The 26,339-nt window shown below is 69.0% G+C and carries 31 protein-coding genes; all 31 read right to left on the bottom strand.

The window, feature by feature from the left end:
- Positions 1-6: 6 nt before the first annotated feature.
- A complete protein-coding gene (gene secY, locus AC3AQ1_RS12295) occupies positions 7-1,314 on the bottom strand; it encodes a preprotein translocase subunit SecY (protein ID WP_108719213.1) in 1,308 nt (435 codons plus the stop codon).
- Between the two features lie 93 nt (positions 1,315-1,407).
- Positions 1,408-1,914 carry a 50S ribosomal protein L15 gene (gene rplO, locus AC3AQ1_RS12290; RefSeq protein ID WP_108719212.1) on the bottom strand — a complete coding sequence of 169 codons (507 nt, stop codon included), beginning with the start codon at positions 1,912-1,914 and terminating at the stop codon, positions 1,408-1,410.
- Positions 1,914-2,096 carry a 50S ribosomal protein L30 gene (gene rpmD / locus AC3AQ1_RS12285; RefSeq protein WP_108719211.1) on the bottom strand — a complete coding sequence of 61 codons (183 nt, stop codon included), beginning with the start codon at positions 2,094-2,096 and terminating at the stop codon, positions 1,914-1,916. Before rpmD ends, rplO begins: the two co-directional genes overlap by 1 nt.
- Positions 2,096-2,782, bottom strand: a complete 687-nt coding sequence (rpsE, locus tag AC3AQ1_RS12280; RefSeq protein WP_108719210.1) for a 30S ribosomal protein S5 — start codon at positions 2,780-2,782, stop codon at positions 2,096-2,098. The genes rpmD and rpsE overlap by 1 nt, the downstream gene beginning before the upstream one ends.
- A 28-nt stretch (positions 2,783-2,810) precedes the next feature.
- Positions 2,811-3,188, bottom strand: coding sequence for a 50S ribosomal protein L18 (rplR, locus tag AC3AQ1_RS12275; RefSeq protein ID WP_108719209.1), 378 nt, complete (start codon positions 3,186-3,188; stop codon positions 2,811-2,813).
- 2 nt (positions 3,189-3,190) lie between these two features.
- Positions 3,191-3,727 carry a 50S ribosomal protein L6 gene (rplF, locus tag AC3AQ1_RS12270; RefSeq protein ID WP_108719208.1) on the bottom strand — a complete coding sequence of 179 codons (537 nt, stop codon included), beginning with the start codon at positions 3,725-3,727 and terminating at the stop codon, positions 3,191-3,193.
- A 12-nt stretch (positions 3,728-3,739) separates the two neighbouring features.
- Complete coding sequence (gene rpsH / locus AC3AQ1_RS12265) at positions 3,740-4,138, bottom strand: 30S ribosomal protein S8 (RefSeq protein WP_108719207.1); 399 nt, start codon at positions 4,136-4,138, stop codon at positions 3,740-3,742.
- Positions 4,139-4,207: 69 nt separating this feature from the next.
- Positions 4,208-4,393, bottom strand: a complete 186-nt coding sequence (locus tag AC3AQ1_RS12260; RefSeq protein WP_108719206.1) for a type Z 30S ribosomal protein S14 — start codon at positions 4,391-4,393, stop codon at positions 4,208-4,210.
- Between the two features lies 1 nt (position 4,394).
- Entirely contained in the window at positions 4,395-4,979 is a 585-nt protein-coding gene (gene rplE, locus AC3AQ1_RS12255; protein ID WP_108719205.1) for a 50S ribosomal protein L5, read from the bottom strand.
- Between the two features lies 1 nt (position 4,980).
- Positions 4,981-5,328: a 50S ribosomal protein L24 gene (rplX, locus tag AC3AQ1_RS12250; protein ID WP_108719204.1), complete on the bottom strand. Its 348-nt coding sequence runs from the start codon at positions 5,326-5,328 to the stop codon at positions 4,981-4,983.
- A 3-nt stretch (positions 5,329-5,331) separates the two neighbouring features.
- Entirely contained in the window at positions 5,332-5,700 is a 369-nt protein-coding gene (gene rplN, locus AC3AQ1_RS12245; protein ID WP_108719203.1) for a 50S ribosomal protein L14, read from the bottom strand.
- Positions 5,701-5,779: 79 nt separating this feature from the next.
- The gene (gene rpsQ / locus AC3AQ1_RS12240; protein ID WP_108719202.1) at positions 5,780-6,094 is read right to left on the bottom strand and encodes a 30S ribosomal protein S17; all 315 of its coding nucleotides are present in this window, start codon (positions 6,092-6,094) and stop codon (positions 5,780-5,782) included.
- 11 nt (positions 6,095-6,105) lie between these two features.
- On the bottom strand, positions 6,106-6,345 hold the full coding sequence (rpmC, locus tag AC3AQ1_RS12235; RefSeq protein ID WP_108719201.1) for a 50S ribosomal protein L29: 240 nt from the start codon (positions 6,343-6,345) through the stop codon (positions 6,106-6,108).
- Positions 6,345-6,764, bottom strand: a complete 420-nt coding sequence (gene rplP, locus AC3AQ1_RS12230) for a 50S ribosomal protein L16 (protein WP_108719200.1) — start codon at positions 6,762-6,764, stop codon at positions 6,345-6,347. The genes rpmC and rplP overlap by 1 nt, the downstream gene beginning before the upstream one ends.
- A gap of 5 nt (positions 6,765-6,769) precedes the next feature.
- A complete protein-coding gene (gene rpsC / locus AC3AQ1_RS12225; protein WP_108719199.1) occupies positions 6,770-7,546 on the bottom strand; it encodes a 30S ribosomal protein S3 in 777 nt (258 codons plus the stop codon).
- Positions 7,546-7,905, bottom strand: a complete 360-nt coding sequence (gene rplV, locus AC3AQ1_RS12220) for a 50S ribosomal protein L22 (RefSeq protein ID WP_108719198.1) — start codon at positions 7,903-7,905, stop codon at positions 7,546-7,548. The genes rpsC and rplV overlap by 1 nt, the downstream gene beginning before the upstream one ends.
- Positions 7,906-7,954: 49 nt before the next feature.
- Entirely contained in the window at positions 7,955-8,236 is a 282-nt protein-coding gene (gene rpsS, locus AC3AQ1_RS12215) for a 30S ribosomal protein S19 (RefSeq protein WP_108719197.1), read from the bottom strand.
- A gap of 15 nt (positions 8,237-8,251) precedes the next feature.
- A complete protein-coding gene (gene rplB, locus AC3AQ1_RS12210; protein WP_108719196.1) occupies positions 8,252-9,088 on the bottom strand; it encodes a 50S ribosomal protein L2 in 837 nt (278 codons plus the stop codon).
- A 32-nt stretch (positions 9,089-9,120) separates the two neighbouring features.
- Positions 9,121-9,423, bottom strand: a complete 303-nt coding sequence (rplW, locus tag AC3AQ1_RS12205; protein ID WP_108719195.1) for a 50S ribosomal protein L23 — start codon at positions 9,421-9,423, stop codon at positions 9,121-9,123.
- A complete protein-coding gene (gene rplD, locus AC3AQ1_RS12200; protein WP_108719194.1) occupies positions 9,420-10,073 on the bottom strand; it encodes a 50S ribosomal protein L4 in 654 nt (217 codons plus the stop codon). Before rplD ends, rplW begins: the two co-directional genes overlap by 4 nt.
- A 1-nt stretch (position 10,074) precedes the next feature.
- Complete coding sequence (gene rplC, locus AC3AQ1_RS12195) at positions 10,075-10,737, bottom strand: 50S ribosomal protein L3 (RefSeq protein ID WP_108719193.1); 663 nt, start codon at positions 10,735-10,737, stop codon at positions 10,075-10,077.
- Positions 10,738-10,747: 10 nt separating this feature from the next.
- Positions 10,748-11,056, bottom strand: a complete 309-nt coding sequence (rpsJ, locus tag AC3AQ1_RS12190; RefSeq protein WP_015883628.1) for a 30S ribosomal protein S10 — start codon at positions 11,054-11,056, stop codon at positions 10,748-10,750.
- Positions 11,057-11,554: 498 nt separating this feature from the next.
- On the bottom strand, positions 11,555-12,745 hold the full coding sequence (tuf, locus tag AC3AQ1_RS12185) for an elongation factor Tu (protein WP_108719192.1): 1,191 nt from the start codon (positions 12,743-12,745) through the stop codon (positions 11,555-11,557).
- A gap of 106 nt (positions 12,746-12,851) precedes the next feature.
- Positions 12,852-14,954: an elongation factor G gene (fusA, locus tag AC3AQ1_RS12180; protein WP_108719191.1), complete on the bottom strand. Its 2,103-nt coding sequence runs from the start codon at positions 14,952-14,954 to the stop codon at positions 12,852-12,854.
- Between the two features lie 102 nt (positions 14,955-15,056).
- A complete protein-coding gene (rpsG, locus tag AC3AQ1_RS12175) occupies positions 15,057-15,527 on the bottom strand; it encodes a 30S ribosomal protein S7 (RefSeq protein ID WP_108719190.1) in 471 nt (156 codons plus the stop codon).
- Positions 15,527-15,901 (bottom strand): 30S ribosomal protein S12, encoded by a 375-nt coding sequence (gene rpsL, locus AC3AQ1_RS12170; RefSeq protein ID WP_108719189.1) that lies wholly within the window; start codon positions 15,899-15,901, stop codon positions 15,527-15,529. The genes rpsG and rpsL overlap by 1 nt, the downstream gene beginning before the upstream one ends.
- A 438-nt stretch (positions 15,902-16,339) precedes the next feature.
- Positions 16,340-20,227 carry a DNA-directed RNA polymerase subunit beta' gene (locus AC3AQ1_RS12165; RefSeq protein ID WP_108719188.1) on the bottom strand — a complete coding sequence of 1,296 codons (3,888 nt, stop codon included), beginning with the start codon at positions 20,225-20,227 and terminating at the stop codon, positions 16,340-16,342.
- A gap of 92 nt (positions 20,228-20,319) precedes the next feature.
- Positions 20,320-23,838: a DNA-directed RNA polymerase subunit beta gene (gene rpoB, locus AC3AQ1_RS12160; RefSeq protein ID WP_108719187.1), complete on the bottom strand. Its 3,519-nt coding sequence runs from the start codon at positions 23,836-23,838 to the stop codon at positions 20,320-20,322.
- Positions 23,839-24,180: 342 nt separating this feature from the next.
- Positions 24,181-24,567, bottom strand: a complete 387-nt coding sequence (gene rplL, locus AC3AQ1_RS12155) for a 50S ribosomal protein L7/L12 (RefSeq protein WP_108719186.1) — start codon at positions 24,565-24,567, stop codon at positions 24,181-24,183.
- Positions 24,568-24,665: 98 nt separating this feature from the next.
- Positions 24,666-25,187 (bottom strand): 50S ribosomal protein L10, encoded by a 522-nt coding sequence (gene rplJ, locus AC3AQ1_RS12150; RefSeq protein ID WP_108719185.1) that lies wholly within the window; start codon positions 25,185-25,187, stop codon positions 24,666-24,668.
- Between the two features lie 324 nt (positions 25,188-25,511).
- On the bottom strand, positions 25,512-26,228 hold the full coding sequence (gene rplA / locus AC3AQ1_RS12145) for a 50S ribosomal protein L1 (protein WP_108719184.1): 717 nt from the start codon (positions 26,226-26,228) through the stop codon (positions 25,512-25,514).
- Positions 26,229-26,339 lie beyond the last annotated feature (111 nt).

The raw sequence follows: 26,339 nt of genomic DNA, 5'->3' as shown, positions 1-26,339 counted from the left end.
GACGGCTCACTTGAGGATCCCTTCGTAGTGGCGCTGCTGGAGCTGGGAGTCGATCTGCTTCACAGTCTCCAGGCCGACACCCACGATGATCAGCAGCGACGTGCCGCCGAACGGGATGTTCGAGATGCCGAGCAGCACGAAGGCGAGCGTCGGGATGAGCGCCACGAGCACGAGGTAGATCGAGCCTGCGGACGTGACGCGGTTGATCACGTAACGCAGGTACTCCGCCGTCGGGCGCCCGGCGCGGATGCCGGGGACGAAGCCGCCGTACCGCTTCATGTTGTCGGCGACCTCGTCCGGGTTGAACGTGATCGACGTGTAGAAGAACGCGAAGAACAGGATCAGCAGGGCGAACGTGATGAGGTAGAACGGCGAGGCCGGCGTGGCGAAGTGCCGCAGGATCCACTGCACCCAGCCCGCGTTCTGGTCCCCGAACTGCGCCAGCAGCGTGGGCAGCATGAGGATCGAGCTCGCGAAGATCACCGGGATCACGCCGGCCATGTTGATCTTGATCGGGATGTAGGTGCTGGTCCCGCCGTACACCCGACGCCCGACCATCCGCTTGGCGTACTGCACCGGGATCCGGCGCTGGGACTGCTCGACGAACACCACGACGGCGATGAGCAGCAGCGCGAGGAGCACCACGAGCAGGAAGGTCATGAACCCGCCCTGCGCGTTGGCCACGGTCCAGAGAGCGGCCGGGAACGACGCGGCGATCGAGATGAAGATGAGGAGCGACATGCCGTTGCCGACGCCGCGCTCGGTGATGAGCTCGGCGAGCCACATCACCAGGCCCGTGCCGGCCGTCATCGTGAGGATCGCCAGCAGGATCGTCACGGCCGAGTCGTCGGAGATCACGGGGATGGTTCCGCCGGCCTCACCGCACCCGCCGAAGAGCACACCGGTGCGCGCCGTCGTGATGATGGTGGTGGCCTGCAGGATCGCGAGGAAGATCGTGAGGTAGCGGGTGTACTGCGTGAGCTTCGCGGTACCCGCCTGGCCCTCCTTGTGCAGGGCCTCGAAGTGGGGGATCACCACGCGCAGGAGCTGCACGATGATGCTCGCCGTGATGTACGGCATGATCCCGAGCGCGAACACGGACAGCTGCAGCAGCGCACCGCCCGAGAAGAGGTTGATGAGGCCGAGGACGTCGTTGTCCGCGGACGCCGAGACACAGGTCTGGACGTTGGCGTAGTTCACTCCCGGGGTCGGCAGGAACGAGCCGATGCGGAAGATCACGATGATGCCCATCGTGAAGAGCAGCTTGCGCCGCAGGTCGGGCGTGCGGAACGCCTGAGCGAATGCCCTGAGCACACTTCCTCCAGGTCGCTGGACCGGGCACCTCCTGGCGCCCGGAGGGACGACGAACGGGTGGCGACGCTGCTGGAGCGTCGCCACCCGTGATCGTCAGGCCTGCGTCACCGAACCGCCGGCGGCCTCGATCTTCTCCTTGGCGGAGGCCGAGACCTTGTCGACCGTGACCTGGAGGGCCACGCCGCCCAGGTCGCCGTCGCCGAGGACCTTGACCGGGCGGTTGGCGCGCACGGCGCCCTTCGCCACGAGGTCCTCGACGCTCACGGCGCCACCCTGCGGGAACAGGGCGGCGAGCCGCTCGACGTTGACGACCTGGTACTCGGTCCGGAACGGGTTGGTGAACCCGCGGAGTTTGGGCAGCCGCATGTGCATCGGCATCTGCCCACCCTCGAACCCGGCAGGAACCTGGTAGCGCGCCTTGGTGCCCTTGGTACCGCGGCCCGCCGTCTTGCCCTTCGAGCCCTCACCACGACCGACGCGCGTCTTGGCCGTGTTCGAGCCGGGCGCGGGGCGCAGGTGGTGGAGCTTGAGCGTCGCGCCCGCCTGGGGAGCGTCGGCCGGAGCCTGCTCCTTGGCGGCCGCCTTCTTGGCCTCAGCCATCAGTCGACCTCCTCGACCTTCACCAGGTGGGAAACCACCTGGATCATGCCGCGCACCTGCGGGGAGTCCTCGTAGACGGCCGTGCGGCCGATCTTGCCGAGGCCCAGCGTGCGCAGCGTCTCACGCTGCTTGTGCTTGCCGCCGATGGCGGAGCGGGTCTGGGTGATCTCGAGCGAAGCCATCACGCCACCCCCACCTGCGTCTTGGCCGCAGCCTCGGCGCGCGCCTGGGCCTGGGCCCGCAGCAGCGGGGCCGGGACGACGTCCTCGACCGGCAGGCCACGACGGGCCGCGACGGCCTCGGGCTGCTCGAGCGAACGGAGCGCCGCGACGGTCGCGTGCACGATGTTGATCGCGTTCGACGAGCCGAGCGACTTGCTCAGCACGTCGTGGATGCCGGCGCAGTCCAGGACCGCGCGGACGGGACCGCCCGCGATGACCCCGGTACCCGGCGAGGCGGGACGCAGGAACACGACGCCCGCGGCGGCCTCACCCTGCACGATGTGCGGGATGGTGCGGCCGATGCGGGGCACGCGGAAGAAGTTCTTCTTGGCCTCCTCGACGCCCTTCGCGATCGCGGCGGGCACCTCCTTGGCCTTCCCGTAGCCGACACCGACGGTGCCGTCGCCGTCGCCCACGACCACGAGGGCCGTGAAGCTGAAGCGGCGTCCACCCTTGACGACCTTCGCGACGCGGTTGATCGTCACGACGCGCTCGACGAACTGGTTGCGCTCGGCCTCGCGGGCGTTGCGGTCGCCGCGACCACCACGGTCGTTGCGGCGCTCGCCGCGTCCACCGCGGTCGTTCGAGCGGTCGTTCTCGTTGCCGCCGGCCGCGCCGGCAGTCCTGCTGCGCTGCGGTGCAGCCATCAGACGTTCCTCTCCTGCTTCTGGGTCATCACAGCGTCAGGCCTCCCTCGCGGGCGCCGTCGGCGACGGCTGCGACGCGACCGTGGTAGGCGTTGCCACCCCGGTCGAACACCGCCACGGTGACGCCGGCGGCGGCAGCGCGCTTGGCCACCAGGCCGCCGACGACCTTCGCCTTGTCGACCTTGGCGTCGGTGTTGGCGCGCAGGTCGGCCTCGAGCGTCGAGGCCGAGGCGATCGTGGTGCCGGTGGAGTCGTCCACGAGCTGCGCGACGATGTGCCGCGCGCTGCGGGTGACGACCAGGCGCGGACGCTCGGACGTGCCGGCGATGCGCTTGCGCAGCCGGAGGTGGCGGCGCTGACGCGCCGTGGCCTTGGACTTCCCGGCCGACTTGATGGAGACAGCCATGGTCACTTACCAGCCTTTCCGACCTTGCGGCGGACCTGCTCGCCCGCGTACCGCACGCCCTTGCCCTTGTAGGGCTCCGGCTTGCGGATCTTCCTGATGTTGGCGGCGACCTCGCCCACCTGCTGCTTGTCGATGCCCACGACCGAGAACTTGGTCGGGGACTCGACGGCGAAGGTGATGCCCTCCGGCGCCTTGACGGTGACCGGGTGGCTGAAGCCGAGCGCGAACTCGAGGTCGCTGCCCTTGGCCGCCACGCGGTAACCGGTGCCGACGATCTCGAGCTTCTTCTCGTAGCCCTCGGTGACGCCCGTGACCAGGTTGGCCAGCAGCGTCCGGGTGAGGCCGTGGAGCGACCGCGCGGTGCGCTCGTCGTTCTCACGGGTCACCACGAGGGTGCCGTCGGTGTGCTCGACCGTAATGGTCGAGGGGATCGTGTGCGCCAGCGTGCCCTTGGGGCCCTTGACCGTCACGACGCCGTCGGCGAGCGTGACGTCGACGGCGGCGGGAACCACGACCGGGACCTTTCCGATGCGCGACATGGTTCTCCTCCTTTACCAGACGTAGGCGAGGACTTCCCCACCCACGCCCTTCGTTGCCGCCTGACGGTCCGTCAGCAGACCCGAGGAGGTGGACAGGATCGCCACCCCGAGGCCGCCGAGCACCTGGGGCAGGTTGGTCGACTTGGCGTACACCCGCAGACCGGGCTTGGACACCCGGCGCACGCCGGCGAGCGAGCGCTCGCGGTGCGGGCCGTACTTGAGGGACAGCACGAGGTTCTTGCCGACCTCGGCGTCCTCGACGCGCCACCCCGAGATGTAGCCCTCCGCCTGGAGGATCTCGGCGATGCGCGACTTGAGCTTCGAGTACGGCATGGTCACCGACTCGTGGTACGCGGAGTTCGCGTTGCGCAGACGCGTGAGCATGTCTGCGATCGGGTCTGTCATCGTCATCGGGCCTTCGCCCTTCCTCGCCGTGGTTTCCCCCACCTCAGCGGGTGGGGAACCTGCGGCGTAGTCGTGTTACCAGCTGCTCTTGGTGATGCCCGGGAGCTGACCCGCCAGGGCCATCTCGCGCAGGCAGATGCGGCACAGGCCGAACTTGCGGTACACCGAGCGGGGACGCCCGCAGCGGTTGCACCGCGTGTACGCGCGGACGCCGAACTTCGGCTTCGCGGCGGCCTTCTGCACCAGGGCGGTCTTCGCCATGTCAGTTCTCCTTGAACGGGAAGCCGAGGCGGCGCAGCAGCGACCGGCCCTCGTCGTCGGTCGTCGCGGTGGTCACCACGGTGATGTCCATGCCGCGCACGCGGTCGATCGAGTCCTGGTCGATCTCGTGGAACATCGACTGCTCGGTGAGCCCGAACGTGTAGTTCCCGCGACCGTCGAACTGCTTGGGCTCCAGCCCGCGGAAGTCACGGATGCGCGGGAGCGCGATCGACAGCAGCCGGTCCACGAACTCCCACATCCGGTCACCGCGCAGCGTGGTGTGCGCGCCGATCGGCTGACCCTCGCGCAGCTTGAACTGCGCGATGGACTTGCGGGCCTTGGTGACCTGCGGCTTCTGACCCGTGATGAGCGACAGGTCGCGCACGGCGCCGTCGATGAGCTTGGAGTCGCGCGCGGCGTCCCCCACACCCATGTTCACCACGACCTTGACGAGGCCGGGGACCTGCATGACGTTCGCGTACGCGAACTCCTCGCGCAGGGCGGGGACGATCTCCTCGCGGTAGCGGGTCTTCAGCCGCGGAGCGACCTTCTCCTCCGCGACCGTCTCCTGAAGCGTCTCGGTCATCTCACACGTCCTTACCGGAGCGCTTCGCGACGCGCACCCGAACGGTGCGCTTGCGGCCGTCGCGCTCGACTTCCTCGGTGCGGTAGCCCACCCGGGTGCCCTTCTTGGTCTCCGGGTCGACCAGCATCACGTTGCTGATGTGGATCGGGGCCTCGACGGTCTCGATGCCACCGGTGCGGGACCCGCGCTGGGTCTGCGACACCTTGGTGTGCTTCGTGACGCGGCGGACGCCCTCGACCACGATGCGGTTGCTCTCGGTGAGCACCTCGAGCACGCGGCCCTGCTTGCCACGGTCGTTACGGCTGCCGGAGATCACGACGACGAGGTCGCCCTTCTTGATCTTCGCCATCTCTCAGATCACCTCCGGGGCGAGCGACACGATGCGCATGAACTTCTTGTCACGCAGCTCGCGGCCCACCGGGCCGAAGATGCGGGTACCACGAGGCTCGCCGTCGGCCTTGAGGATGACGGCCGCGTTCTCGTCGAAGCGGATGTAGGAACCGTCGGCACGACGGCGCTCCTTGCGGGTACGAACCACCACGGCCTTGACGACGTCGCCCTTCTTGACGTTGCCGCCGGGGATGGCGTCCTTGACGGTGGCGACGATGACGTCACCGATGCCGGCGTAGCGACGGCCCGAACCGCCGAGAACGCGGATGCAGAGGATCTCCTTCGCACCCGTGTTGTCGGCGACCTTGAGTCGCGACTCCTGCTGGATCATGAAACTGCTCCTGTCGTCGTGCCGGTTCTCGGCAGCTGCTCGAGGCAACCACCAGCCTGGCCGAACGGATATTGACTGGTCAGCGGGCCTTCTCGAGGATCTCCACCACACGCCACCGCTTGGTGGCGGACAGCGGCCGCGTCTCCATGATGAGGACGAGGTCGCCGATGCCGGCCACCTGCTCCTCGTCGTGCGCCTTCACCTTGGTGGTGCGGCGGATGACCTTGCCGTAGAGCGGGTGCTTGACCCGGTCCTCGAGCTCGACCACGACGGTCTTGGTCATCTTGTCGCTGACGACGTAGCCCTGCCGCGTCTTGCGGTAGTTCCGGTCACCACCGTGCCCGAGGTGGTCCTCGGTGCTCTCGACGGCCTGAACCGTCTCGTCCTTCGCCATTGCTTCCTCGCTCACTTCACGCTCGTCGGAGCGGTACGGATGCCGAGCTCACGCTCGCGCAGGATCGTGTAGATCCGGGCGATGTCGCGACGGACCTCCTTGAGCCGGCCGTGGCTCTCCAGCTGACCGGTCGCCGAGGCGAACCGGAGGTGGAAGAGCTCGTCCTTGGCCTTGCGGAGCTCGGCGACGAGACGCTCGTCGTCCATGCCGTCCAGCTCGGATGCCTGCAGGTCCTTCGAACCCACTGCCATCACAGGTCACCACCCTCGCGCCGCACGAAGCGGGTCTTCATCGGGAGCTTGTGCTGGGCGCGGCGCATGGCCTCGCGAGCCAGCGGCTCAGGAACGCCGGCGAGCTCGAACAGCATCCGGCCGGGCTTGATGTTGGCGATCCACCACTCCACGGAGCCCTTGCCGGAACCCATGCGGGTCTCGGCCGGCTTCTTGGTGAGCGGGCGGTCGGGGTAGACGTTGATCCACACCTTTCCGCCACGCTTGATGTGACGGGTCATCGCGATACGAGCCGCCTCGATCTGGCGGTTCGTGAGGTACCCGCCCTCGACGGCCTGGATGCCGAAGTCGCCGAACGAGATCGCGGTGCCGCCCGTGGCGGCCCCCGTGCGACGGGGGTGGTGCTGCTTGCGGTGCTTGGTCCGCCGTGGGATAAGCATGGTGCTCAGCCCTCCGTTCCGGTGCCTGCCGAGGCCTCCGCAGCGGCCGGAGCCGCCTGGGCCTCGTCGCGACGGCCACGCGGGCGGTCGGAACCGCGCCGCGGACGGGGAGCCTGACCGGCCTGCTCGGCCGCGTACTCGCGCTCCGTCTGGTCGCCCTTGTAGATCCACACCTTCACGCCGATGCGGCCGAAGGTGGTACGAGCCTCGAAGAAGCCGTAGTCGATGTTCGCGCGCAGCGTGTGCAGCGGGACGCGACCCTCGCGGTAGAACTCCTTGCGGCTCATCTCGGCGCCGCCGAGACGGCCCGCGCACTGCACCCGGATGCCCTTGGCACCCGCGCGCTGCGCGGACTGGATGCCCTTGCGCATGGCGCGACGGAACGCGACACGGCTGGCGAGCTGCTCGGCGATGCCCTGCGCGACGAGCTGGGCGTTGAGCTCGGGGTTGGTGGCCTCGAGGATGTTGAGCGTGACCTGCTTGCCGGTGAGCTTCTCCAGCTCACCGCGCAGACGCTCGGCCTCGGCGCCACGGCGACCGATGACGATGCCAGGACGCGCGGTGTAGAGCGTCACGGACACGCGGTCACGCGTGCGCTCGATCTGCACCTTGGCGATGCCGGCGCGCTCGAGACCGGTGGTCAGGAGCTTGCGGATCTGCACGTCCTCGCGCACGAAGTCGCGGTAGCGCTGACCCGGCTTGGTCGAGTCCGCGAACCACTTGGAGCGGTGCTCGGTGGTGATGCCGAGCCGGAACCCGAGCGGGTTGACCTTCTGACCCATCAGCGAGCCCCTTCCTTCGACGCCACGATCACCGTGATGTGGCTGGTGCGCTTGAGGACGCGGTTGGCACGACCCTGAGCGCGCGGACGGATCCGCTTCAGGGTCGGGCCCTCGTCGACGAACGCCTCCGCGATGACGAGCTCGCTCGGGTCGAACCGCTCGCTGGCGGCATCGGCCTTCACGCGAGCGTTCGCGATCGCGCTCGAGACGAGCTTGCGCACGTCGACCGCCACCGCCTGCGGGGCGAACCCGAGCTGGGCCACGGCCTCCTCGGCTCGCTTGCCACGGATGGTGTCCACGACGCGGCGAGCCTTCTGGGGCGTGACGCGGACGTACCGCGCCTGCGCCTTGGCTTCCATGTGTCTGTCCTTCTTCTCTGGCCGTCAGGGCTCCGCGTGCTGACCGAGGTCAGCGGCGGCGCGCCTTCCGGTCGTCCTTGTCGTGTCCACGGTAGGTACGCGTCGGGGCGAACTCACCGAGCTTGTGCCCGACCATCGACTCGGTCACGAAGACCGGGACGTGCTTGCGGCCGTCGTGCACCGCGAACGTGTGGCCGAGGAAGTCCGGCGTGATCATCGAGCGGCGCGACCACGTCTTGATGACGTTCTTCGTGCCCTTCTCGTTCTGCACGTCCACCTTCTTCTGCAGGTGGCCGTCGACGAACGGGCCCTTCTTCAGGCTGCGAGGCATGCTCCGTACTCCCTATCAGCGCTTCTTGCCGGTACGCCGACGGCGCACGATGAGCTTGTCGCTCGGCTTGCCCGGGCGACGGGTGCGGCCCTCGGGCTGACCCCAGGGGCTGACCGGGTGGCGCCCACCGGAGGTCTTGCCCTCACCACCACCGTGCGGGTGGTCGACCGGGTTCATGGCGACACCACGGACGGTGGGGCGCTTGCCCTTCCAGCGCATGCGGCCGGCCTTGCCCCAGTTGATGTTCGACTGCTCGGCGTTGCCGACCTCGCCGACCGTCGCGCGGCAGCGCACGTCGACGTTGCGGATCTCGCCGGACGGCATGCGCAGCTGGGCGTAGGGGCCGTCCTTCGCGACGAGCTGCACCGAGACGCCGGCGGACCGGGCGATCTTGGCGCCGCCGCCGGGACGCAGCTCCACGGCGTGGATGACCGTACCGGTGGGAATGTTGCGCAGCGGCAGGTTGTTGCCGGGCTTGATGTCGGCCCCGGGCCCCTGCTCGATGCGGTCACCCTGCTGCAGACGGTTCGGCGCGATGATGTAGCGCTTCTCGCCGTCGGCGTAGTGCAGCAGCGCGATGCGCGCCGTGCGGTTCGGGTCGTACTCGATGTGCGCGACCTTGGCGGGCACGCCGTCCTTGTCGTGACGACGGAAGTCGATCACGCGGTAGGCGCGCTTGTGACCGCCACCCTTGTGGCGGGACGTCACGCGGCCGGTGGAGTTGCGGCCGCCGCTCTTGGAGAGCGGGCGGACCAGCGACTTCTCAGGCTCCGACCGGGTGATCTCGACGAAGTCGGCGACGGACGAACCGCGCCGGCCCGGCGTCGTCGGCTTGTACTTACGGATTCCCATGACTCAGCAGTCCTTCTTCCTCGGCCGGGGGCTCAGGCGCCGGTGCCGAAGATGTCGATCGAGCCCTCGCGCAGCGTGACGATCGCGCGCTTGGTGTCCTTGCGCTTGCCGAGGCCGTTACGCGTCCGACGGGTCTTGCCCGGTCGGTTCATCGTGTTGACGTCGGCGACCTTCACGCCGAACACCTGCTCGACCGCGATCTTGATCTCGGTCTTGTTGGCGTCCGGGTGGACGAGGAACGTGTACTTGCCCGCGTCGAGCAGGCCGTAGCTCTTCTCGGACACGACCGGCGCGAGCAGGATGTCGCGCGGGTCCTTCCCGACGGTGGCGCTCACTTGGCGTCCTCCTTCACGTCAGCGGGGCCCCCGGCGTTCGCGAGGAACGCCTCGAGCGCGGCCGAGGTGAACACGACGTCGTCGTTGACGAGGACGTCGTAGGTGTTCAGCTGGTCGGGCGTGATGAGGTGCACCTCGGGGGCGTTGCGCAGGCTCAGCCAGGCGAGGTCCTCCCCGCGCGACACGACCGTGAGGACGCGCGCCGAGGCGGTCGCGGAGCGGAGCGTGGCCAGCGCGTCCTTGGTGGACGCGACGTCGGTCACGAAGCCGGAGACCACGTGCACGCGGCCCGCGCGAGCGCGATCCGAGAGCGCGCCCCGCAGGGCGGCGGCCTTCATCTTCTTGGGGGTGCGCTGGCTGTAGTCGCGCGGCACGGGACCGTGCACGACGCCACCGCCGGCGAACTGAGGAGCGCGGGTCGAGCCCTGACGGGCGCGGCCGGTGCCCTTCTGCTTGTAGGGCTTCTTGCCGCCGCCGCGAACCTCGCCGCGCGTCTTGGTCTTGTGCGTGCCCTGGCGCGCCGCAGCGAGCTGGGCGACGACGACCTGGTGGATCAGCGGGACGTTGGTCGTCACGTCGAACACCTCGGCGGGCAGCTCGGCCGTGCCGGACTTCGCGCCCCCGGCGTCGATGACGTCGATGGTGGTCATCTCAGGCTCCCTTCACTGCGGAGCGGACGACGACGAGCGAGCCCTTGGCGCCGGGCACCGAGCCCGCGACCAGCAGCAGACCGGCCGCCGCGTCGACGGAGTGGATCGTGAGGTTGTGGACGGTCTTGCGGGCGTTGCCCATCCGACCGGCCATCCGAAGGCCACGGAACACGCGCGACGGCGTGGAGGCGCCACCGATCGAGCCCGGCTTGCGGTGGTTGCGGTGCGCACCGTGCGAGGCGCCGACACCGGAGAAGCCGTGGCGCTTCATGACGCCGGCGGTGCCCTTGCCCTTCGTGGTGCCGATGACGTCGACGCGCGCGCCGGCCTCGAACACCTCGGCGGTCAGCTCCTGACCGGGGGCGAAGTCGGCGGCGTCCGCCGTGCGGACCTCCGCGACGTGGCGACGCGGCGTGAGGCCGGCCTTGGCGAAGTGGCCCTTGACGGGCTGGGTGACCTTGCGCGGGTCGATCTGGCCGAAGGCCAGCTGGACGGCGGAGTACCCGTCCGTCTCCGGCGTGCGCACGGCCGAGACGACGTTGGTCCCGACCTGGACGACGGTGACGGGCACGAGCTTGCCGGCACCGTCCCAGACCTGGGTCATCCCGAGCTTCGTCCCGAGCAGCGCCGTCACGGCGGACGCGGCGGAAGTGGTGGAAGTCATGATCGGAACCTCAGAGCTTGATCTCGATGTTGACGTCGGCCGGCAGGTCGAGACGCATGAGCGAGTCGACGGCCTTGGGCGTCGGGTCGATGATGTCGATGAGGCGCTTGTGGGTGCGCATCTCGAAGTGGTCGCGGCTGTCCTTGTACTTGTGCGGAGAACGGATCACGCAGAACACGTTCTTCTCGGTCGGCAGCGGCACCGGGCCCACCACCGTCGCACCGGCCCGGGTCACCGTGTCGACGATCTTGCGCGCCGAGCTGTCGATGACCTCGTGGTCGTAGGACTTGAGCCGGATGCGGATCTTCTGTCCCGCCATGGCTGTCTGACTCTCTCTCGTCGTTACCGCTCGTTGAACTGCTTGACCGACCCCCGCGCTCGGGCGTGTCGCCGTTGCGACCTACCCCAGCGCCGCGCACTCGCGCAGCGAGTCGGTACTCGAGTCGGGGTCTGTGGCCCGTCGGCCCGGGGGCCGAGAACCGCGATGGCTGCCGGGTCGAGACCCGAGCGCACCGCGCGGACTGCTCCGACCGACTCTGTCGAGCCGCTCGTCGCGGTGCCCAGCGCGCACGCACGAGCCTCGTTCCCACGAGGCAACCTGGACAGTCTGCCACATCCCCCGGGATCGCGCCACTCGGGACGGGCCGGCGGCCGACCGTGCGCCGCCTCGCAGGGGTGAGATCGACCACGCCCCGGCGCGAGGGCCCCCCGCAGGGCCGGCCCGACACGGCGCGAGGGCCCGGCGGCAGTCGTGCCGCCGGGCCCTCGCCCGGTCGCGACGCTCAGTGCGCCGCACACCCCCTCGCGGGGGTCGGGGTCACTTGAGGATCTTGGTGACCGTGCCCGAACCGACCGTGCGGCCACCCTCGCGGATGGCGAAGCCCTGGCCCTCCTCGAGGGCGATCGGCTGGATGAGCTCGACCGTCATCTCGGTGGTGTCGCCGGGCAGGACCATCTCGGTGCCCTCGGGCAGCGAGATGACGCCGGTGACGTCGGTGGTGCGGATGTAGAACTGCGGACGGTAGTTCGTGTAGAAGGGGTTGTGGCGGCCGCCCTCCTCCTTCTTCAGGATGTAGGCCTGGCCCACGAACTGCGTGTGCGGGGTGACCGAGCCGGGCTTCACGACGACCTGGCCGCGCTCGACGTCGTCACGCTTGGTGCCGCGCAGGAGCAGACCGCAGTTCTCGCCGGCCCACGCCTCGTCCATCTGCTTGTGGAACATCTCGATGCCGGTGACAGTGGTCTTCTGCGGGGAACGCAGACCCACGATCTCGACCTCGGAGTTGATCGGCAGCTTGCCGCGCTCGACCTTGCCGGTCACGACGGTGCCGCGGCCGGTGATGGTGAAGACGTCCTCGATCGGCATGAGGAACGGCTTGTCCATGTCACGCACGGGCTCCGGGACGTTCTCGTCCACGGCGTCCATGAGCTCCTCGACGGTCTTGACCCACTCCGGGTCACCCTCGAGGGCCTTGAGGCCGGAGACGCGCACGACCGGCGCGTTGTCGCCGTCGAAGCCCTGCGCGGACAGCAGCTCACGGACCTCCATCTCGACGAGCTCGAGGATCTCCTCGTCGTCGACCATGTCGGACTTGTTGAGCGCGACGAGCAGGTACGGCACGCCGACCTGCTTGGCGAGCAGCACGTGCTCACGCGTCTGGGCCATCGGGCCGTCGGTCGCCGCGACCACCAGGATGGCGCCGTCCATCTGCGCCGCACCGGTGATCATGTTCTTGATGTAGTCGGCGTGACCGGGAGCGTCGACGTGCGCGTAGTGCCGCGCGGCCGTCTGGTACTCCACGTGCGCGATGTTGATCGTGATGCCGCGCTGCTTCTCCTCGGGCGCCTTGTCGATCTCGTCGAAAGGCGTGAAGGGGTTCAGGTCCGGGAACTTGTCGTGCAGGACCTTGGAGATGGCAGCGGTCAGCGTCGTCTTGCCGTGGTCGACGTGACCGATCGTGCCGATGTTGACGTGCGGCTTGGTCCGCTCGAACTTGGCCTTCGCCACTTCGTTCCTCCTGGAACTCGGGTAGTTGCTTCACCGGGCAGGTGTCCTGCTGGCGGTGTCCCTACGGGTCGGTTGGTGAATCGGGTGGAGCTGACGCCCCGTGGGACTACTCGCCCCGGGTCTTCTTGATGATCTCCTCGGCGACGTTCCGAGGAACCTCGGCGTAGCTGTCGAACTGCATCGAGTACACCGCGCGACCCTGGGTCTTCGACCGCAGGTCGCCGATGTAGCCGAACAGCTCCGACAGCGGCACCAGTGCGCGGACAACCTTAACGCCCGACGCGTCGCTCATCGACTGGATCTGGCCACGCCGGGAGTTCAGATCGCCGATGACGTCACCCATGTACTCCTCGGGCGTGCGCACCTCGACATCCATGAGCGGCTCGAGGAGCACGGGGTCCGCCTTGCGGACACCCTCCTTGAGCACCATCGAGCCGGCGATCTTGAAGGCCATCTCCGAGGAGTCGACCTCGTGGTAGGCGCCGTCGATCAGCGTCGCCTTGACCCCGACGAGCGGGTAGCCCGCGAGCACGCCGGCCTGCAGCGCGTCCTGGATGCCGGCGTCCACGCTGGGGATGTACTCGCGCGGCACGCGACCACCGGTCACGGCGTTGACGAACTCGTACATCTGGCCGTCGGTCGTGTCCAGCGGCTCGAAGGTCACCTGGACCTTGGCGAACTGGCCGGACCCACCGGTCTGCTTCTTGTGCGTGTAGTCGACCTTCTCCACCTTGCGGCGGATGGTCTCGCGGTAGGCGACCTGCGGCTTGCCGACGTTCGCCTCGACCTTGAACTCGCGCCGCATGCGGTCCACGAGGATGTCGAGGTGGAGCTCGCCCATGCCCTTGATCACGGTCTGGCCGGTGTCCTGGTCGAGCTGGACCTGGAACGTCGGGTCCTCCTCGGCCAGCTTCTGGATGGCCACGGAGAGCTTCTCCTGGTCACCCTTCGTCTTCGGCTCGATCGCGACCTCGATGACCGGGTCCGGGAACGTCATGGACTCGAGCACGATCGGGTTCGCGATGTCGCAGAGCGTGTCACCGGTGGTGACGTCCTTCAGCCCGATGAACGCGTAGATGTGACCGGCAGTCGCGCTGTCGATCGGGATCTCCTTGTTCGCGTGCATCTGGAACAGCTTGCCCACGCGCTCCTTCTTGCCCTTCGTCGCGTTGAGCACCTGCTGGCCCGGGGTGACCGAGCCGGAGTAGATGCGCACGAACGTGAGCTTGCCGAAGAACGGGTGCACGGCGATCTTGAACGCGAGCGCGGAGAACGGGTCGTCGACCGACGGGTGACGCTCGAGGATCTTCTCCTCGTCGCGCACGTCGTGGCCCTCGACGGCCGGCACGTCCAGCGGGGACGGCAGGTAGTCGACCACCGCGTCGAGCATGGGCTGGACGCCCTTGTTCTTGAACGCCGAACCGCACAGCACCGGGTAGGCCTGCGAGGAGACCGTGAGCTTGCGGATGCCGGCCTTGAGCTCCGCGACCGTCAGCTCCTCGCCGCCGAGGTACTTCTCGATGAGGTCCTCGGACGTCTCGGCGACGGCCTCGACGAGCGCGGCGCGGTACTCCTCGGCCTTGGCCTGGAGGTCGGCCGGGATCTCCTCGACCGTGTAGTTCGCACCCATGGCGGTCTCGCCGCGCCAGAGCAGCGCACGCATCTCGACCAGGTCGACGACGCCCTCGAAGTCGCTCTCGGACCCGATCGGCAGCTGGATGACCAGCGGCTTCGCGCCGAGGCGGGAGACGATGGTGTCGACGGTGAAGTAGAAGTCGGCGCCCAGCTTGTCCATCTTGTTGACGAAGCAGATGCGCGGCACGTCGTACTTGTCGGCCTGACGCCACACGGTCTCGGACTGGGGCTCGACACCCTCCTTGCCGTCGAAGACGGCGACGGCACCGTCGAGCACGCGCAGCGAGCGCTCGACCTCGACCGTGAAGTCGACGTGACCCGGCGTGTCGATGATGTTGATCTGGTTGTCGTTCCAGAAGCAGGTCACGGCGGCCGACGTGATCGTGATGCCGCGCTCCTTCTCCTGCTCCATCCAGTCGGTCGTCGAGGCGCCGTCGTGCGTCTCGCCGATCTTGTAGTTACGGCCGGTGTAGTACAGGATCCGCTCGGTCGTCGTCGTCTTGCCGGCGTCGATGTGCGCCATGATGCCGATGTTGCGGACCTTGTTCAGGTCGGTCAGCACGTCGAGTGCCACAGATGCTCTCTTCTTTCGTGACGAGCAGGGAGGGTGGCCGCGGCAGCGGCCCGGAGGGGTGGTCGGCGGCCCGGCGCCCCCGAGGAGGCGCCGGGCACCGAATCACCAGCGGTAGTGCGCGAAGGCCCGGTTCGACTCGGCCATCTTGTGCACGTCCTCGCGGCGCTTCACCGCGGCACCGAGGCCGTTGGAGGCGTCGAGGATCTCGTTCATGAGACGCTCGGTCATGGTCTTCTCGCGACGCTGGCGCGAGTAGTCCACGAGCCAGCGCATCGCGAGCGCGGTCGCGCGGGCGGGACGGACCTCGATCGGCACCTGGTAGGTCGAGCCACCGACGCGGCGGGACTTGACCTCGAGCGACGGGCGGACGTTGTCGAGCGCGCGCTTGAGCACGACGGCGGGGTCACCCTGCGTCTTCTCGCGCACACCCTCGAGGGCGTCGTAGACGATGCGCTCCGCGACGGACTTCTTGCCGTCGAGCAGGACGCGGTTGACGAGCTGCGTGACCGTCGGCGAGCCGTAGACCGGGTCGATGACGATGGGGCGCTTCGGAGCGGGACCCTTACGAGGCATTACTTCTTCTCCTTCTTGGCGCCGTAACGGCTGCGCGCCTGCTGACGCCCGCGCACGCCCTGCGTGTCGAGTGCGCCACGCACGATCTTGTAGCGGACACCGGGAAGGTCCTTCACACGGCCGCCGCGCACGAGCACGATCGAGTGCTCCTGGAGGTTGTGGCCGACGCCGGGAATGTACGCCGTGACCTCGATGCCCGAGGAGAGCTTCACGCGCGCCACCTTGCGGAGGGCGGAGTTCGGCTTCTTCGGGGTCGTGGTGTACACGCGCGTGCAGACACCGCGGCGCTGGGGCGAACCCTTGAGCGCCGGCGTCTTGGTCTTGCTGGCCTTCGCCGTCCGGCCCTTGCGGACCAGCTGCTGAATAGTGGGCACTGCGTCTCCGTCTTCGAAGGGGTGACTTCGTGGTCTGCCGTACGGACCGGCCCTCGCATCGAGCGCACGCCACCGCGCGCACACTCGTCCCCAGCCGTGGCTGGTCGAGGCAGCGCCGGTGGCAGAGCCACTCAGTGAGACCGGGCTCCGACCCCTGAGGGGAACCGTGATGAGCCGGTGTCACGCGCACGCAAAGGGCCCGAACGTGCGGGCACCGCAGGCGAGGTTACCCTCCAGCGCGCCCGAGGTCAACCGCGGCGCCCTGTGCGCCCGCCAGTCGGACGCCACCGCTCCCCCGCCGCGGCGGCAAAGGGCCCGACGGCGAACCTCGCCTCCGCGCACCGGCCACCGCTCCCCCGCCGTCAGCACGACGCACGACGCACGACGGCGGGCCGTCACCGTGAAGGTGACGGCCCGCCGTCGTGCGCTGGGTGCGGATCAGCGGTAGTCGTCGTACCCGCGGCCGAGATCGAGCTCCTCGAGGGCGATCGCCTCGCCCGAGCCCGAGCCGAGCGGCAGGTAGTCGATCTCGTCGTAGCCGAAGGCCGGGTACAGCTCGGCCTTCGCCTCCTCCGTCGGCTCCACCTGCACGTTGCGGTATCGGGCCAGGCCGGTGCCGGCCGGGATGAGCTTTCCGAGGATGACGTTCTCCTTCAGGCCGAGCAGCGAGTCGCTGCGACCGCTCATCGCCGCCTCGGTGAGCACCTTGGTGGTCTCCTGGAAGGAGGCCGCCGAGAGCCACGAGTCGGTCGCGAGCGAGGCCTTCGTGATCCCCATCAGCTCGGGGCGGCCGGAGGCGGGGGTACCGCCCTCGGACACCACGCGCCGGTTCTCGTCCTCGAACCGGCCGCGCTCGGCCAGCTCGCCGGGCAGAAGGTTGGAGTCACCCGAGTCGAGCACGGTCACGCGACGCAGCATCTGCCGCACGATGACCTCGATGTGCTTGTCGTGGATGTCCACGCCCTGGCTGCGGTAGGTCTCCTGGACCTGCTGCACCAGGTGCTTCTGCACGGACTGCGGACCGAGGATGCGCAGCACCTTCTTCGGGTCCACGGCGCCGGCCACGAGCTGCTGGCCGACCGTGACGTGCTGGCCGTCCTCGATCAGGAGGCGCGAGCGCTTCGAGATCGGGTAGGCGAGCTCCTCGGAGCCGTCGTCGGGCGTGACGATGAGGCGACGGGTGCGCTCGGTGTCGTCGATCCGGATGCGACCGGCGGCCTCGCTGATCGGGGCCTCACCCTTGGGGGTGCGTGCCTCGAACAGCTCCTGGACGCGCGGCAGACCCTGCGTGATGTCGTCGGCCGAGGCCACACCACCGGTGTGGAACGTCCGCATCGTCAGCTGGGTGCCGGGCTCACCGATCGACTGGGCCGCGATGATGCCCACGGCCTCGCCGACGTCGACGAGCTTGCCCGTCGCGAGGGACCGGCCGTAGCACTTCGCGCACGTGCCGACCCGCGAGGCGCAGGTGAGCACGGAGCGCACCTTGATCGTCTCGACGCCCGCCTCGACGAGGCGGTCGATGAGCACGTCGCCAACGTCGTCGCCCGCCGAGGCGAGCACCGTGCCGTCGTCGCCGAGCACGTCGGTCGCCATCGTGCGGGCGTAGGCCGAGGTCTCGACCGTCTCCGCACGCAGCGCCACGCCGTCGGCGCCCTTCTCGGCGATCACCGTGACGAGGCCACGCTCGCTGCCGCAGTCGTCCTCACGGATGATGACGTCCTGCGACACGTCGACGAGACGACGGGTCAGGTACCCGGAGTCCGCCGTCCGCAGCGCGGTGTCGGCCAGACCCTTGCGGGCGCCGTGGGTGGCGATGAAGTACTCGAGCACCGAGAGGCCCTCGCGGTAGTTCGAGGTGATCGGGCGCGGGATGATCTCGCCCTTCGGGTTCGCCACCAGACCACGCATACCGGCGATCTGACGCACCTGCATCCAGTTGCCTCGCGCACCCGAGCCGACCATCCGCTGGATGGTGTTGCGGGCGGGGAAGCTCTTGCGCATGGCGTCGGCGACCTCGTCGGTGGCCTTGGTCCACACGTCGATGAGCTCGCTGCGACGCTCCTCGTCCGTGATGAGACCACGCTCGTACTGGCTCTGGATCTTGGCGGCCTGACCCTCGTAGTTCTCGAGGATCTCGGCCTTGCCCTCCGGCGCGACGACGTCGGAGATCGCGATCGTGACGCCCGAGCGCGTGGCCCACTGGAAGCCGGCGGCCTTGAGCGCGTCCAGGCTCGCGGCCACCTCGACCTTCGGGTACCGCTCGGCGAGCTCGTTGACGATGCCCGACAGCTCGCGCTTGCCGACCACGCCGTTCACGAACGGGTAGTCCACCGGCAGCGTCTCGTTGAAGAGTGCGCGGCCCAGCGTGGTCTCGAACCGGATCGGCTGGCCGACCTCCCAGCCCTCGGGGGCCTCGAAGTCGACCGGCGGGACCAGGTCGTCCAGACGGATCGACACGACGGCGTTCAGGTCGAGCGTGCCGGAGTCGAACGCCATGATCGCCTCGGCGATCGAGCTGAACGCGCGGCCGGCGCCGAGTGCGTCGTCCTTGTCGCTCGTCAGGTGGTACAGGCCGATGATCATGTCCTGCGAGGGCATGGTCACCGGACGGCCGTCCGACGGCTTGAGGATGTTGTTGCTCGAGAGCATGAGGATGCGGGCCTCGGCCTGCGCCTCGGCGCTCAGGGGCAGGTGCACGGCCATCTGGTCGCCGTCGAAGTCGGCGTTGAACGCGCCGCAGACGAGCGGGTGCAGGTGGATCGCCTTGCCCTCGACGAGCTGCGGCTCGAACGCCTGGATGCCCAGGCGGTGCAGCGTGGGAGCGCGGTTGAGCAGCACGGGGTGCTCGGTGATGACCTCCTCGAGGACGTCCCACACGACCGACCGGGCGCGCTCGACCATCCGCTTGGCGCTCTTGATGTTCTGCGCGTGGTTGAGGTCCACGAGGCGCTTCATCACGAACGGCTTGAAGAGCTCCAGCGCCATCTGCTTGGGCAGACCGCACTGGTGCAGCTTCAGCTGCGGGCCGACCACGATGACGCTGCGGCCGGAGTAGTCCACGCGCTTGCCGAGCAGGTTCTGCCGGAACCGGCCCTGCTTGCCCTTGAGCATGTCGGAGATCGACTTGAGCGGGCGGTTGCCCGGGCCGGTCACCGGACGGCCACGGCGGCCGTTGTCGAACAGCGCGTCGACGGCCTCCTGGAGCATCCGCTTCTCGTTGTTCACGATGATCTCGGGCGCGCCGAGGTCGAGCAGCCGCTTGAGGCGGTTGTTGCGGTTGATGACGCGGCGGTACAGGTCGTTCAGGTCGGACGTGGCGAAGCGGCCACCGTCGAGCTGGACCATCGGACGCAGGTCCGGCGGGATCACCGGGATGCAGTCCAGGACCATGCCGAGCGGGCTGTTCGTCGTCGTCATGAACGCGTTGACGACCTTGAGGCGCTTGAGGGCACGCGTCTTGCGCTGGCCCTTGCCCGTGCGGATGATCTCGCGCAGGGTCTCGGCCTCGGCGTCCAGGTCGAAGGTCTCCAGGCGACGCTTGATCGCCTGCGCACCCATCGAGCCCGCGAAGTAGGCGCCGTAGCGGGTCTCGAGCTCGCGGTAGAGCATCTCGTCACCCTCGAGGTCGGCGACCTTGAGGTTCTTGAACCGGTCCCACACGCGCTGCAGGCGGTCCAGCTCGAGGTCACCGCGCTTGCGGATCTGAGCCATCTCGCGCTCGGCGGAGTCCTTGACCTTGCGGCGGGCGTCCGACTTCGCGCCCTCGGCCTCGAGCTCGGCGAGGTCCGCCTCGAGCTTCTTGGCGCGCGCGTCGATGTCGAGGTCGCGGCGGCGGGCGATCTGCTCGCGCTCGACGTCGATCTCGTTCTGCAGGCTCGGCAGGTCGTTGTGGCGCTGGTCCACGTCGACGTCCGTGATCATGTACGCGGCGAAGTAGATGACCTTCTCGAGGTCCTTCGGCGCGAGGTCGAGCAGGTAGCCCAGCCGCGACGGGACGCCCTTGAAGTACCAGATGTGGGTCACGGGCGCGGCGAGCTCGATGTGCCCCATGCGCTCACGGCGCACCTTGGAGCGGGTGACCTCGACGCCGCAGCGCTCGCAGATGATGCCCTTGAAGCGCACGCGCTTGTACTTGCCGCAGTTGCACTCCCAGTCCCGGGTGGGCCCGAAGATCTTCTCGCAGAAGAGCCCGTCCTTCTCCGGCTTGAGGGTGCGGTAGTTGATCGTCTCAGGCTTCTTGACCTCGCCGTGCGACCAGGTGCGCACGTCCTCGGCCGTCGCCAGGCCGATCCGCAGCTCGTCGAACAGGTTGACGTCGAGCAAGGTGTCCTACTTCCTTCGGTGTCTCACCGGTAAAGGTTCTTCGTGGGATCCGGGGCCGGCGCGCCCGGCCGTGGCCGGGCGCGCCGTCGTCCTCAGATCTCGTCGACGCTGCTCGCGTCGGGACGACGGGACAGGTCGATGCCGAGCTCCTCAGCCGCCCGGTAGACCTCCTCGTCGGTGTCGCGCATCTCGATGAGGGTGCCGTCCGCCGAGAGGACCTCGACGTTCAGGCAGAGCGACTGCATCTCCTTGATGAGCACCTTGAAGGACTCGGGGATGCCGGGCTCGGGGATGTTCTCCCCCTTCACGATGGCCTCGTAGACCTTCACGCGGCCCGGGACGTCGTCCGACTTGATGGTCAGGAGCTCCTGCAGCGCGTAGGCGGCGCCGTACGCCTCGAGGGCCCACACCTCCATCTCGCCGAACCGCTGGCCACCGAACTGGGCCTTACCGCCCAGGGGCTGCTGCGTGATCATCGAGTACGGGCCGGTCGAGCGCGCGTGGATCTTGTCGTCGACCAGGTGGTGGAGCTTGAGGATGTACATGTAGCCGACCGACACCGGCTCCGGGAACGGCTCGCCGGAGCGGCCGTCGAACAGCCGCGCCTTGCCGGTGGAGTCGATGAGCCGCTGGCCGTCGCGCGTGAGCAGCGTCGAGTCGAGCAGACCCGCAAGCTCCTCCTCGCGCACGCCGTCGAAGACGGGCGTGGCGACCGGCGTCCCGGGCGCACCCACGAGTGCGCTCTCGGGCAGCACCCGGGCCCACTCCGGCGTCCCGGCCTTCTCGTCCCGCGGACCCTCGTAGAGGGACGCGTCCCAGCCGGTCTTGGCGACCCAGCCGAGGTGCGTCTCGAGCACCTGGCCGACGTTCATGCGGCCGGGCACACCGAGCGGGTTGAGCACGACGTCCAGGGGCGTCCCGTCCTCGAGGAACGGCATGTCCTCGATCGGGAGGATCTTGGAGATGACGCCCTTGTTGCCGTGACGGCCGGCGAGCTTGTCGCCGTCGGTGATCTTGCGGCGCTGCGCCACGTACACCCGCACGAGCTGGTTCACGCCGGGGGGCAGCTCGTCGCCGTCCTCGCGGTTGAACTCGCGCACGCCGATGACCGTGCCGGACTCACCGTGCGGCACCTTGAGCGAGGTGTCGCGCACCTCGCGCGACTTCTCGCCGAAGATGGCGCGCAGCAGGCGCTCCTCCGGGGTCAGCTCGGTCTCACCCTTCGGCGTGACCTTGCCCACCAGCACGTCGCCGGCGCCGACCTCGGCACCGATCCGCACGATCCCGCGCTCGTCGAGGTCCGCGAGGACCTCGTCGGAGACGTTCGGGATGTCCCGGGTGATCTCCTCGGGGCCGAGCTTCGTGTCACGAGCGTCGACCTCGTGCTCCTCGATGTGGATCGAGGACAGGACGTCCTCGGACACCAGGCGCTGGCTGAGGATGATCGCGTCCTCGTAGTTGTGCCCCTCCCAGGACATGAAGCCCACGAGGAGGTTGCGGCCCAGGGCGAGCTCGCCCTCGTCCGTCGCCGGACCGTCCGCCAGCACCGAGCCGACCTCGACCCGCTGGCCCTCGTCGACCAGCACGCGCTGGTTGTAGGAGGTGCCCTGGTTCGAGCGCTGGAACTTGGCGACGCGGTACGTGTAGTACGTGCCGTCGTCGTGCGTGACGGTGATCGCGTCGGCCGAGACCTCGGAGACCACACCGGGCTTGGTCGCCACGATGACGTCCCCGGCGTCCACGGCCGCGCGCCGCTCCATGCCGGTGCCGACGAGGGGGGCCTCGCTGCGCACCAGCGGCACGGCCTGCCGCTGCATGTTCGCGCCCATGAGGGCGCGGTTGGCGTCGTCGTGCTCGAGGAACGGGATCATGGCCGTCGCGACGGACACCATCTGCCGCGGCGAGACGTCCATGTAGTCCACCTCGTCGGCGGGGACCAGGACGGCCTCCTCGCCACCGGCGCGGACGAGCACGTTCTTCTCCGCGAACGTGTTGTCCGCGGTGAGCGGGGCGTTCGCCTGCGCGATGACGTGACGGTCCTCGTCGTCGGCCGTCAGGTACTCGACGTCGTCGGACACCACACCGTCGACCACCTTGCGGTACGGCGTCTCGACGAACCCGAACGGGTTGATCCGCGCGTACGTCGCCAGCGAGCCGATGAGGCCGATGTTCGGACCCTCGGGGGTCTCGATCGGGCACATGCGGCCGTAGTGCGACGGGTGGACGTCACGGACCTCCATGCTCGCGCGGTCGCGGGAGAGACCACCCGGGCCGAGCGCCGACAGGCGACGCTTGTGCGTCAGGCCGGCGAGGGGGTTGTTCTGGTCCATGAACTGCGACAGCTGGCTCGTGCCGAAGAACTCCTTGATGGAGGCGACGACGGGCCGGATGTTGATGAGCGTCTGGGGCGTGATCGCCTCGACGTCCTGCGTGGTCATGCGCTCGCGCACGACGCGCTCCATCCGGGACAGGCCCGTGCGGACCTGGTTCTGGATGAGCTCGCCCACGGCGCGGATGCGCCGGTTGCCGAAGTGGTCGATGTCGTCGGTCTCGACGCGCACCACGACCGGCTCCTCGGGCGTGCCGAGCGTGAGCTCGTCGAGCCCGCGGTGCAGCGCCGCGAGGTACTTGACCGTCGCCACGATGTCGTCGACGCCGAGCACCGAGTCCGTGAGCGCGGCCTGCCGGCCCAGCTTCTTGTTCAGCTTGTAGCGGCCGACCTTCGCGAGGTCGTAGCGCTTGGGGTTGAAGTAGAAGTTGTCCAGCAGCGCGCCGCCGGCCTCGACCGTGGGCGGCTCGCCCGGACGGATCTTGCGGTAGATGTCCAGCAGCGCCTCGTCCTGGGTCTGGACGGAGTCCTTCTCCAGGGTCTCCAGCACGACCGGGAACTCGGCGAACTCCTCGCGGATCTGCGCCTCGGTGAGGCCGAGCGCCTTGAGGAAGACCGTGACCGACTGCTTGCGCTTGCGGTCGATGCGCACGCCGACGGCGTCACGCTTGTCGATCTCGAACTCGAGCCACGCGCCGCGGCTCGGGATCATCTTCGTGGTGAAGACGTCCTTGTCCGACGTCTTGTCCGCGAGGCGCTCGAAGTAGACGCCCGGGGAACGGACGAGCTGCGACACGACGACGCGCTCGGTGCCGTTGATGACGAACGTGCCGCGCTCGGTCATGAGCGGGAAGTCGCCCATGAACACGGTCTGCGACTTGATCTCACCGGTCGTGTAGTTGACGAACTCGGCGGTCACGTAGAGCGGCGCGGCGAAGGTGAAGTCCTTCTCCTTGCACTCCTCGGACGTGAACTTCGGCGACTCGAACCGGTGGTCCCGGAACGAGAGCGACATGGAGCCACCGAGGTCCTCGATCGGGGAGATCTCGGCGAAGATCTCCTCCAGGCCCGAGGTGGCGGGGACCGTCTGGTTGCGCTTGGCGGCCTCCTCCACGCGGGCCCGCCAGCGCTCGTTTCCGAGGAGCCAGTCGAAGCTGTCGGTCTGGAGACCGAGGAGGTCGGGGGCCTGAAGAGGCTCGGTGATCTTCGCGAACGAGACTCGTCGCGAGGCGGTGCGGTTAGCGATAGCGTCAGCGGTCGAGGAGGTGCTCGAGGCAGCCAAGAGGGATCCTTCCCTACGAAAAGGGTGTTCTCGCGCGCGGGCCTAGGCCCTCAGGGCACGACGACGAAGACCTGACCCACGCCGGGGTGGACGAGGGCAGCACAAGTCATCGAACGGGTTGGGGGGCACAGGACAGCGCAAAGCGCGAGCATACCGAAGTTGCCTAGCTCGGTCAACCCCGGGGCGGAGTGTGCGGGAAGCGGGTCGCCGGAGCCGGCAGCGACGCGCCGAGTCGTGCAGAATGGCGACACGGCCACGGGGCCCGCACCGGACGGTGCGGGCCCCGTGGGCTGCGGCCGAGGCCGCGGTGCTCAGCGAGCGGTCAGCGAGTGGTCGCTGAGGTCACTTGATCACGACGGTCGCGCCGGCGCCCTCGAGCTGCTCCTTGGCCTTGTCGGCAGCCTCCTTGGTGGCGGCCTCGAGAACCGGCTTGGGAGCGCCGTCAACGAGGTCCTTCGCCTCCTTCAGGCCGAGGCCGGTCAGGGTGCGCACCTCCTTGATGACGGCGATCTTCTGCGAGCCGACGGCCTCGAGGATGACGTCGAACTCCGTCTGCTCCTCGACCTCCTCGGCGGGAGCGGCGCCCGCGGGGGCGGCGACGGCGACGGCGGCCGGGGCGGCCGCGGTGACCTCGAAGACCTCCTCGAACTGCTTCACGAACTCGGAGAGCTCGATGAGGGTGAGCTCCTTGAAAGCGTCGATGAGCTCGTCGGTGGTGAGCTTCGCCATGGTCGGCGTTCCTTCCTGTGATGTGTCCTGCGCGTGGTGCGCGAGTACGGGGTGGTGGGATGACACCGCTGGTGCCTGAGGGCCGAGGCCCGCAGGTCTCAGGCGGCGTCGGCCTGCTTCTCGCGCAGGGCGTCGATGGTGCGGACCGCCTGCGATGCGGGAGCGGTGAAGAGGTACGCAGCCTGGTAGAGCTTCGCCTTCATCGCGCCGACCGCCTTGGCCAGCAGCACCTCACGGGACTCGAGGTCCGCGAGGGCAGTGATCTCGGCAGGAGTGATCTCCTTGCCGTCCAGCACTCCGGCCTTGACGACCAGTGCCGGGTTCGCCTTGGCGAAGTCACGCAGACCCTTGGCCGCGTTCACCGGGTCCCCGGTGACGAACGCGATGGCGGAGGGGCCGGCGAGCTTCTCGGCGAAGCCCTCCAGACCAGCCTCGCGCGCCGCGATCGCGGTCAGCGTGTTCTTCGCCACGGCGTAGTGCGCGTCGGCCCCGAGGGCCGTGCGCAGTGCCTTGAGCTGGGCGACCGTCAGCCCGCGGTACTCGGTGAGCACCGCCGCGCTGGAGCCGCGGAAGAGCTCGGTGAGCTCGGCGACGGCTGCCGCCTTGTCCGGCCTCGCCATGGCATTCCTTTCGAGTGACGACCCCCGGCTGCGTCGCCCACAGAGAAAGCCCCGTGCGCAGGCACGGGGCTCATCGGGTCATCGGCGCACGTGGCGCCGCACTCGCGAACTCGCACCTGCGCAGGCTTCCCTGAGGAACTTCGCTCCGGCGTGCTCGGGCGCTCGCGCGTCGAGGGCAGCCAGGATGACCGGCGGTCTGGGGTACGTCACCATCGTACACGACGGCGAGCACCGGTTCGTCCATCGCGTCCGGACGCCGCAGGGCCCGGACCGAGTCGGTCCGGGCCCTGCGAGCGTGGCGTGCGTGGCGCTGGAGCGCGTGGCTCAGGCGGCGTCCTCGGACGCGACGTTGCGCGTCTTGGTGACGTCGAGCGGGATGCCCGGGCCCATCGTCGTGGAGACCGTGCCCTTGGTGAGGTAGCGGCCCTTCGACGACGACGGCTTGAGACGCAGGATCTCCTCGAGCGCGGCGGCGTAGTTCTCGGCGAGCTGCTCGTCCGTGAAGGAGACCTTGCCGATGATGACGTGCAGGTTCGCGTGCTTGTCGACGCGGAACTCGATGCGGCCACCCTTGATCTCGGTGACGGCCTTGGCCACGTCCATCGTGACCGTGCCGGTGCGCGGGTTCGGCATGAGGCCGCGCGGGCCGAGCACGCGGCCGAGGCGGCCGACCTTGCCCATGAGGTCCGGCGTCGCGATCGCGGCGTCGAAGTCGGTGTAGCCGGCGGCGACCTTCTCGATCAGCTCGTCGCCGCCGACCTCGTCCGCGCCGGCCTCGAGGGCCTGCTGGGCGCGGTCGCCGACGGCGAACACGACGACGCGGGCGGTCTTGCCCGTGCCGTGGGGAAGGTTGACGGTGCCGCGCACCATCTGGTCCGCCTTGCGCGGGTCGACGCCGAGGCGGAAGGCGACCTCGACCGTGGAGTCGAACTTCGCCGTCGCCGTCTCCTTGGCGAGCCGGACGGCCGCGAGCGGGGCGTACGTGGTGGTGCGGTCGACCGCGGTCGCCGCCTTGCGGTAGCTCTTGCCGTGCGTGGCCATGCTGTCTGCTCCTTGGTTCGTCCGGGCGCTCGGCCCGGAACGGCAGTCGTGGTCCTCGGGCCCACGCGGGCCCTGCCACTCGTGACGGCCGGCGGCCGTCACGGTTGCGCC

Source organism: Miniimonas sp. S16 (assembly GCF_057748195.1).
This window is presented reverse-complemented; position numbering and strand designations above follow the sequence as displayed.